General features: G+C 41.8%; 7 protein-coding genes. 5 read left to right on the forward strand and 2 right to left on the reverse strand.

Annotated features, from left to right (window positions below; all coding sequences use genetic code 11):
* Together K8S13_RS13735 and ldhH are read left to right on the forward strand one after the other, a co-directional pair.
* Positions 1–207, forward strand: a 207-nt coding sequence (locus tag K8S13_RS13735; protein ID WP_291463300.1) for a hypothetical protein, incomplete at its 5' end; no start/stop codon positions are given.
* A 33-nt stretch (positions 208–240) separates the two neighbouring features.
* Positions 241–2,397, forward strand: a complete 2,157-nt coding sequence (gene ldhH, locus K8S13_RS13740; protein ID WP_291463301.1) for an L-lactate dehydrogenase (quinone) large subunit LdhH — start codon at positions 241–243, stop codon at positions 2,395–2,397.
* Between the two features lie 17 nt (positions 2,398–2,414).
* Here ldhH and K8S13_RS13745 read toward each other — a convergent pair whose 3' ends face one another.
* Both K8S13_RS13745 and K8S13_RS13750 read right to left on the reverse strand, forming a co-directional pair.
* Entirely contained in the window at positions 2,415–3,395 is a 981-nt protein-coding gene (locus tag K8S13_RS13745; protein WP_291463302.1) for a thioredoxin family protein, read from the reverse strand.
* A 13-nt stretch (positions 3,396–3,408) separates the two neighbouring features.
* Complete coding sequence (locus tag K8S13_RS13750; protein ID WP_291463303.1) at positions 3,409–5,043, reverse strand: diguanylate cyclase; 1,635 nt, start codon at positions 5,041–5,043, stop codon at positions 3,409–3,411.
* 142 nt (positions 5,044–5,185) lie between these two features.
* Between K8S13_RS13750 and K8S13_RS13755 the strand changes: the two genes are divergently transcribed.
* The 3 genes from K8S13_RS13755 (at position 5,186) to K8S13_RS13765 (ending at position 9,400) form a co-directional block, all read left to right on the forward strand.
* Complete coding sequence (locus tag K8S13_RS13755; protein WP_291463304.1) at positions 5,186–8,389, forward strand: UvrD-helicase domain-containing protein; 3,204 nt, start codon at positions 5,186–5,188, stop codon at positions 8,387–8,389.
* A gap of 62 nt (positions 8,390–8,451) precedes the next feature.
* A complete protein-coding gene (locus K8S13_RS13760; RefSeq protein ID WP_291463305.1) occupies positions 8,452–8,814 on the forward strand; it encodes a hypothetical protein in 363 nt (120 codons plus the stop codon).
* A 10-nt stretch (positions 8,815–8,824) separates the two neighbouring features.
* Positions 8,825–9,400 carry a lytic transglycosylase domain-containing protein gene (locus K8S13_RS13765; protein ID WP_291463306.1) on the forward strand — a complete coding sequence of 192 codons (576 nt, stop codon included), beginning with the start codon at positions 8,825–8,827 and terminating at the stop codon, positions 9,398–9,400.
* The last annotated feature ends 97 nt before the right edge of the window (positions 9,401–9,497 follow it).

Below are 9,497 nucleotides of genomic sequence, written 5' to 3' on the forward strand. Positions count from 1 at the left end.
AAACCGGCATCGGCGGTCTTTAAAAGAGGACATTACCTCAAGGAGGAGAAGCCGAACCCCGGCAGCCTTCCGGCTATTATGGCCAAAATAACACTGAAAGGCAAATGTCACGTAACGCCGCAATCGCAGCGATTGCGGCCCCCAGGCAGCTACGCTGCCTGGGATAAAAAAGGTGTTGAAAAAGGCTGTCGCCTTTTTCAAGCCTGATTTAAAAACCTTTATACGAGGAGGATTAAGGCCATGATCAAAACAGCCCGGGATATGAAATCTTATAAAAAACAGCTTCATCAGGCCCTTGGGGATTCATTTCTACGATCTGCCCTGGATAAGTTTAACACGGTGTATCGTGAGAATCGGTCCAATGTTTACAAAGATATTGATTTCAATGGGATCAGGGATGCCATTGCCCAAAACAAGGATAGCCTGATTCCCTGTTTTGAGGCATTGTTTGAAGAATTCAAGCTCAACGCTGAAAAGGCCGGCACTATAATCCATCGAGCCCGGGATGCCCAGGAGGCCAATGAGATTATTGCCCATATTGCCAGGGAGAACAAGGTTAAAAAGATCATCAAATCCAAGTCCATGACCGCAGAAGAAACCTTTTTAAATGATCATCTGGAAAAACAAGGGTTTGAGGTTACTGAGACCGATTTGGGGGAATGGATCATCCAGCTGAAACATGAAGGTCCTTCCCACATGGTCATGCCGGCCATCCATCTGTCCCGGTACCAGGTGGGGGAACTCTTTGAAAAAGAGACCCGTCAAAGGCTTGATACTGAGAATATCGACAAGCTGGTAAAGGTGGCAAGATTACAGCTTCGCCCTAAATTCCTTGAAGCAGATATGGGGATTTCCGGCGTCAATTTTGCTATTGCTGACTCAGGGACTTTGGGGCTTGTCACCAATGAAGGCAATATGCGTCTTGTTACAACGCTTCCCAGGGTTCATGTGGCCCTGGTGGGATTTGACAAACTGGTGTCAGATCTTAAGTCTGCCCTGCGCATTTTAAAACTTTTGCCCAGAAATGCAACCGGTCAGGCCATCACCTCCTATGTGACCTGGATCAAGGGGGCCAACCAGTGTTTGAACACTGAATCTAAGAAAAAAATTATGCATGTCGTCTTTTTAGACAATGGCCGACTCGCCCTGTCAAAGGATCCGGTGTTTTCCACAAGTCTTCGGTGTATTCGGTGTGGTGCCTGCGCCAATGTCTGCCCCATTTATTCTAAAGTGGGCGGGCACAAATACGGTCATGTTTATATCGGTGCCATCGGCCTGATTTTAACCTTGTTCTACCATGGCAAGGATAATGACAAGGCCATCGTGAGAAATTGTATTAACTGCCAGGCCTGCAAGGAAGTCTGCCCCGTGGATATAGATCTGCCCCACCTCATCAAAAAGACCTATGCACGGGTGATCAAAGAAGAAGGCAAAACTCCGGTTAAAAATTTTCTCATGTCAAAGGTGATGAAGAACCGGAAGGTATTTCATTTTATCCTGCGAAAGGCCTATTTGGCCCAGCAGCCCCTGACTAGGGGCAAGCCAATGATACGTCATCTGCCCTCTTTTCTGGAGAGAGACCACGGGTTCAGGAGCCTGCCTGCCATTGCCAAAACCCCGTTGCGAGATCTTTGGCCGGTCCTCAGCCCGAAATTGGAGCACCCATCCCTTAAAATCGCTCTTTTTGCCGGCTGTGCCATGGATTTTATCTATCCCGGCCATGGAAAAGCTCTCTTAAAGCTGCTGCAAAAGGCTAATATCCAGGTGGATTTTCCACTGGACCAGACCTGCTGCGGCCTGCCCGCCATGATGGCAGCAGAAGAAAATACAGCCAAAGAGCTTGCTGTTCAGAACATCAAGGCCTTTGGGGCTGAACAATATGATTATATTCTGACCCTGTGCGCTTCCTGTGCTTCCCATCTAACTCATAACTACCAAAAAATATTCAGGGAAGCAGGCGGATCTTCTCTGGACCTGAATGGTTTTACTAATAAAATTATTGATTTTTCATCCTTTATGGAAAAAGTATATCCGTTTTCCGAAACAAGGCAGAATATTAATACAAAAGTGGCCTATCATGCCCCCTGTCATTTGTGCCGGGGACTTCATGTGACAGATGAACCCAGAGCCCTGATTCAAAAGGCCGGATATGTATATGTTCCATCAAAGGACGAGGATGTCTGCTGCGGATTCGGGGGGTCTTATTCAGTAGATTTTCCTGAAATATCTTCAGAAATTCTTAAAAAGAAGCTGGATAATGTTGAGGCATCAGGAGCCGACATTCTGGTAACAGACTGCCCTGGCTGCATCATGCAATTGAGCGGCGGATTAGACAAGCGGGAAAGCCCTATTAAAGTGCTTCATCTTGTTGAGCTGCTGGCCAAATTTGTGCCCTGATTGGCTTTGAATTCCTTTTAATTATTGACAGAATCCAGACTGTCCAACGCTTCTGTTGCTGCATCAATAAGATCCGGATGCTCAAGTTTAGGAAGCTTTGTCTGTATCCATTTTTTTGTTTCAAGGTCACCGGCTTCGCCCATTGCATAGAGGATATCTCCCTGTACGGGGATATCTTTTTCATCAAACAGGTCGATCAGGAGAGGGCAAAGTCTGGCAGCAAGCTTGGGGTCAGTTTCAACAAGTTCCTCTACAATAACCATGGCACCCAGTCTGACAGACCATGTTTCATGGAGCAAAAGTTTGATAAAGGCATCAAAGATATCACCCTTTTCAATCATCTGCCTGGCAATCCATGAGGCATCTCCTTCTTCAAGGATTGTCTTTAATGTTTTGGCACTCAATTGTGCCGGATCACGACTGGTGATCATTTTTATAATTTCTTCTGCATTAACACTTCCGGTCCATCTGAAATCATCATCAAGCATCAGGCAGGGCGCAGACATGACCTTATCTTTTTGTGCGGTTTCGGGAAACAGACTGCCGTCAATGATATGGAGGTAAATGTTTTTACAATAGAAAGCCAAAGGTATCACTGTCCTGACCACATTGGGGCAGTGGGGGCATTGCAGGGCGATATAAAGTTTTAATTGGACCGGGATGTCTATTTTGTCGAGGGCCTGCCGAATGGGTTCGGAAAGCATGGCTTGGCTGCCATTTATTTGTGACAGGGCTTCAAGAAAGGGTTCAAGTTCTTTTTCAAGCGGAAGTGCCGAATAAGTGACATTTTCTTTAAGCAGGAAACCGGGCAGTTTTTTTTCTCCTTTTTCAGATTCGATGATCAGCTTTAATGCCACGCTCGATACCTGATCGGTAAAATTTATAAATTGTTTTTCTTCGGCATGATCTGTGGTCAGCCGCTTGATTTTGACTTGGTTTTCTATGGATTGATCCCAATTTTGGATCAATGCTGCTGCTTGAGGGTTAAATATTGGCATGATGGTTTCTCTCTTAATTAATAAATGTTTTTATCGTGTTTCCACCTTGGTCCATGGCAGATGTCAGTGCATCCAGTGCTTTTTTTACCAGGACGGAAAAGCCGGTATCTGTTTTTGGGACATATGAGGCAATACCGATGCTGACGGTTAGCTTTAACACCTTTGAACCTTTTTCAAATTCATGATCACCAATTTTTTTCCTGATTCTTTCCGCCAGCATTCTGGCACCATTTAATGCAGTGTTTGGCAGGACAATTCCAAACTCTTCTTCCCCATACCGGCAGACCACATCTTTGTCTCTGACCATGCTTTGAATTAATGCCGCACTGGTGGTGAGGATGGCATCCCCTGTATCATACCCGTGGGTTTCATTAATGGCTTCAAACTGATCAAAATCCAGAATAAGGATGGATAGAGGGATTTTATATCGTTTTGCCTTTGATGTTTCAGAAGTCAGTTCCTGCTCAAAGCATCGCCGGTTAAAAAGTTTGGTGAGATAATCTTTTTGTGAGATCATGACGATCCTGTTCTGGGCATCCTCCACTTCCCGGGTGATCTTGGCTTTTTCCAGCGTGCTGTAAATGATGGAAAGAATATTTGTGCTGGATATTTCTTCTTTTATATAATAGGTAAAGGCGCCTTTTGAGATGGCTTCTGGCCCCTTATGGCCCTTGGGTTTATCCAGAGTGAAAACAACAGGGATATCCGACCGCATTCGGTTTAATTTTGAAAGCAGGTCAAATCCGGTTCCATCCAGTAATAAATGATTAGTGAAAATTAAATCAAACTTGTTGCCGGCAATGAGTTCCAACCCCTGTTCAAGTGTTTTTGCCTGGGATAGGTTGCATTTTATTACGCCTTTTATGAAATGATTGAATATACTGAAATCTTCATCTGATTTTTCAAGATAGAGAATCCTATAGGCCTGATCAGCAGTCAGGTCCGAAGCATTCTGTGTTAATAGTTTTTTTGTTTTTCCGGGAAAGGCAAAGAGTTTTTTGGAAATCTGAGAGATTTTTTCTGTAGAGGTCTTTATAGAGGCAAGGTTTGCCTTGAATTTCGGGGAAACGTCCCGGCTTCGAAGCAATTGATAAATATTGCCATGGAGACTTCTCAATGGTTGCTGCATCTGGTCTGCTGCAATTGATGAAATATTGACAATCTCTTTTCTTGAGAATTCTTCTTCCATGACAAGTTCATGTTGGTCAACAATTTTTTTATACACTTTATCCAGTTCATCAATACTCTGGTCAACAGCATTTTTCTGTTTAAACAGTTCAAAGAATATTTTTATTTTTGCCAGGATTAATTGTTCATCAAAGGGCTTTACAATATAGTCAATCTGCAGCGCTTTAAAGTCAGTTAAGAAATTTTCAGGCTGGATGGTATCAGTAATGATAAGCAAGGGAGCATTATGGGTCTTTTTATGGCTGAGCAGCATGGCCCCGATTTTATACATATCAATGTGAGGCAGGGTTTCATCAATGATGACCAGAACGAAAAAATGATTGTAAATCAGCTCAAATGCTTTGTTTTCAGAATCTGCTTCAAGAAGTTCTATTCCTGAAATATCTTTCAGGGAATTGGAAATAATGGTTTTGGATTCTGTTGTTGCCACCACAAGGATTTTATCCTGAATAATGTTCATTGCAGGCCCTTTCTTTTTTATTATTAGGGTTGATTATTATTCTTTATCAGAATCCTGCTTTTAAATTAAGAGGAAATCATGTAAATTATTGAACCTGGACAAATTTTAACCACTAAACCAGACAAAAAAGCAGGCAAAAAAAATGAAATTTATTGCTGATCTTCATATCCATTCAAAGTATTCAAGGGCCACAGCCAAGAATCTTGATTTTGAGAATCTTTATTATACGGCACAAATAAAAGGGGTCCGGGTTGTCGGAACCGGGGACTTTACCTTTCCTGCCTGGATTGATGAGATTGAATCCAAGCTTGAAGAGACGGAACCGGGATTGTTCTCTCTGAAAAAAGAGATTGCAAAGGATATTGATAAAACTATTCCCGAAACTTGCAGGAACCCGGTTCGGTTTATCCTGCAGACGGAAATCAGCAATATTTATAAAAAAGACGACCGGGTGAGAAAAAATCATAACCTGGTTTATTTTCCTGATATTGCCAGCGTGAAAAAGTTTAACGCAAAGCTTGATTCAATCGGAAACATCAAATCCGACGGACGTCCGATACTGGGGCTTGATGCAGCGGATCTGCTTTCCATTATGCTGGATATCAATGATAAAGGTTTTTTTGTGCCGGCTCATATCTGGACCCCCTGGTTTTCCATGTTCGGATCAAAATCAGGGTTTGATTCCATTGAAGAGTGTTTTGGTTCATTAAAGGAGCATATTTTTGCCGTTGAGACAGGATTGTCTTCCGATCCTCCCATGAACTGGCGTGTCGAAGATCTTGATGATGTCCGCCTGATGTCTAATTCCGATGCCCATTCCCCAGGATATATAGGAAGGAATGCCTCTGTGTTTAATACGGATTTGAGTTTTTTTCATATCAGGCAGGCCCTTGAAAAGAATGATCTTGAAAAATACCAGGGCACCCTGGATATGTATCCCCACCAGGGTAAATATCATTATGACGGCCACAGAAAATGTAATATCTGTCTGAATCCTGCCACCACTGCCCAAATTGACGGCATCTGTCCCGAATGCGGACGTAAGGTGACCTATGGGGTGCTGAACAGGGTACAGGAACTTGCCACAAGACCGGAAGGGTATGTACCTGAAAACCGGCATGGATTCAAAAGCATTATTCCCCTTGCCGATATCCTTTCTGAGATTTTTGAGGTGGGACCCAAAACCAAAAAGGTAGCAGGCTATTATAACAAGGCCATTGAAACCCTGGGACCGGAGCTTGGGATTCTTTTGGATAAATCTGCCCAAGAAATAGAAACTGCTAATGTGCCCCTGCTGGCGGAAGCCGTTATGAAGATGCGAACAGGTGATATCAGCATTGATCCGGGCTATGATGGTGAATATGGGAAAGTAAATATTTTTTCAGTAAAGGAAAAGGAACAGCTGAAAGGAGAAAAATACCTTTTGTTTGACCTGCCTGATAGAAAAGCGGGAAGAAATGCGGGGAAAAAGGCTGAAACAAGGGGTAAGAACGTCATTGTAAAAAAGAATTCCAAAAAAAAAGATGGAAAAAAGACTCAGAAAATAAAACAGCCGGTAAAACCTCAAGATCTTTTAACCGGTCTGAATCCCGAACAAACAAGAGCGGTTGAATCATCTGCCGGGGCCATGGTGATCCAGGCCGGACCCGGTACCGGAAAAACAAGGACATTGACGGCGAAGATTGCTTATCTTGTTTCAAAAAAAGATGTTGATCCGGGTTCCATCCTTGCTCTGACATTTACCAATAAAGCGGCAAAACAACTTGAACAGCGAATAGATAAATATATGCCCCGGAAAACAAAGACGGCTGTGCTGGCATCGACCTTTCATTCATTTTGCCTCAGGCTCTTAAAAGAATACAAAGGGTTTGATGCTGCCATTGCGGATGATGTGATTCGGATTTCACTGATCAGGGAAGCCATGGGGGGAAATGCCAAAAGAGGGGTGGCAAATAAAATGGATCAATTGATTTGCCAATGCAAGCAGAATTTACTCTTCCCTGATGATGATCTTAAAGAAGTCGTAACCAATGATGAATCAGATAGTTTTAAAAAGATTTATAGTGCCTGTCTTATCCTCTGCAAAGAACAGAACGTGGTGGATTTTGAAGATCTGATTTTCATGACGGTCAAGATGTTGACCCATGATGAAGAGATCCTGTCAAGTGTCCAGAAAAGATATCAATATATTTTTATTGATGAATATCAGGACTTGAATTTTGGCCAGTATGAGCTTGCAAAGCTGATCTCACAGGATAATTATATTGTCGTGATTGGTGATCCGGATCAGTCCATATATGGGTTCAGGGGATCGGACAATAAATATTTCAAACGGTTTGCCCATGATCGTCCGGGATGTGAAAAGATTATTTTGACTAAAAATTACAGGTCTACGCAGACCATTCTGGATGCTTCTTTTCAAATGATCAGCAAGTCTTTGGAGAATGAAGAAAAATTCAAGGTTTTTTCAGATGCGGGAACCACCAAAAAACTGATGATCAAGGAGACCGCTACAGAATATGCAGAGGCCGTGGCCATTGGCAAGATGATTGAAAAGTTTGTGGGTGGAACCTCTTTTTTCTCAATGGATGCCGGCAAAACAGATCTGGACGAGCAAAAAGAGTATTCTTTTGCAGATTTTGCCATTCTTTGTCGAACGTCAAGACAGTGCGATACCTTTATCAATATGTTTGAAAAAGAAGGCATTCCCTTTCAGGCAGCAGACAAAAAGAAATTATTTGAAATAGAGGGTATAAAACAATTGATTAATGCCTGTAGAATTATGGCGCAAAGTACTGACGTTCCGGATGAGCTTAAAGATTGTGATACTGAGGCATTGTTAAAATTTTTGTGCAAAAAAGAAGATTTAAGCAAAATTATTAAAGACAATGACAAGGCAGAACAGGCCTTTGAAAAACTTTTATCCATTGCAAGGCTGAACAATGACTTGAAAAGTTTTCTTAATGCCCTTGCCTTAAACCAGGATCCAGATACCCTGGAGTTTAATGTGGAAAAAGTATCTTTGATGACCATGCATGCGGCCAAAGGGCTTGAATTTCCTGTTGTATTTGTTGCAGGGTGTGAACAGGGACTTGTCCCCTTTGCAAAGGATGGTAAAAACATTGATGATCTTGAAGAAGAACGCCGCCTGTTCTATGTCGCCATGACAAGGGCCATGGATATTCTTTGTTTGACTTATGCAAAAAAAAGAAGCATATATGGCAAAAGTTTTAAAAGGCAACGGTCTTTTTTTATTGATGATATTGAAAAAAAACTGACACAGGTGGAAAAAAGTTTTGTTCACCTGAAAGTAAGGAAAAAAGAGAAACAATTGGAATTATTTTAACCCGGTTTAGATCGGTTAAACTACAACCCCCAGGAAAAATAATGGTAAAACAACGGTAAAATATGATATATAAAAAGATTGAACTTGAAAATAACCAGACCCTTGTCATATCGGATATGTCCAGAAAGATTAGTGCTGATGCCTATGTGGTGATCATGAAGGCAAATATGGAAATAAAGATTGAAAAGCAATTATTTCCCGGCGACATGATATCTGATTTTAAATTTGAAGATATTATAGCAACACTGGGTGATACTGCGACCTATGAATACATGATTGAACGAAATTTTATCATGGCTAAAGCAAAGGATGAGGTGTTTGAAACACTTGTTAAAACCTTTCTGGATAACCTGGGCCAATATGTGGCAAACCCGAAGTTTCCGGGAAAACTTGTCCTGAAGGAATACAAAGACCAGATAAAATAACCTAAGGAAAATGTTAAAGAAAACAGGAATTATTCTATTTGTTATTTTAAGCATCGTTAGTATAAACTATGCCTTTGCCGATATTTACATGTATATTGACGGCAGCGGTATTGTCCATTTTACAAATGTGCCCACATCCTCGGATTACAAGTTATATATCAAAGAAAAACCCCAAAAAATTAAAAGCGGGTTCAGCACCAAAAAATATGATGATATTATTAAGAAAGCACACAAAAAATATGGGGTTGAGTTTTTTTTGATAAAAGCTGTGATTAAAGTGGAATCAGGCTTTAATCCAAAGGCTGTCTCAAAAAAAGGTGCCAAAGGGTTGATGCAGATTATGCCGGACAATTTTAAAACCCTTTTGGTGAAAGACCCGTTTAACCCTTCCCAGAATATTATGGGGGGGACGCTTTATCTTCAGCGGCTTTTAAGGAAATATAAGGATAAACTGCCCCTGGTTCTTGCTGCCTATAATGCCGGACCCAACGCAGTTGATAAACACAAACGGATTCCACCATACCAGGAAACGCAGGACTATGTCAGAAAAGTGATGAAAACCTACAGCCAGTACAAAAAATCCTGATTAGGGATTAAAAATCTTTTTGAATTTTTTCTATAAATTTTATCAGCCGGTCTCTCATATCCGGTCTTTCAAGGGCAAATGCCAGGTTGGCCATCTG

The sequence above is a fragment of the Desulfobacula sp. genome, assembly GCF_021107415.1.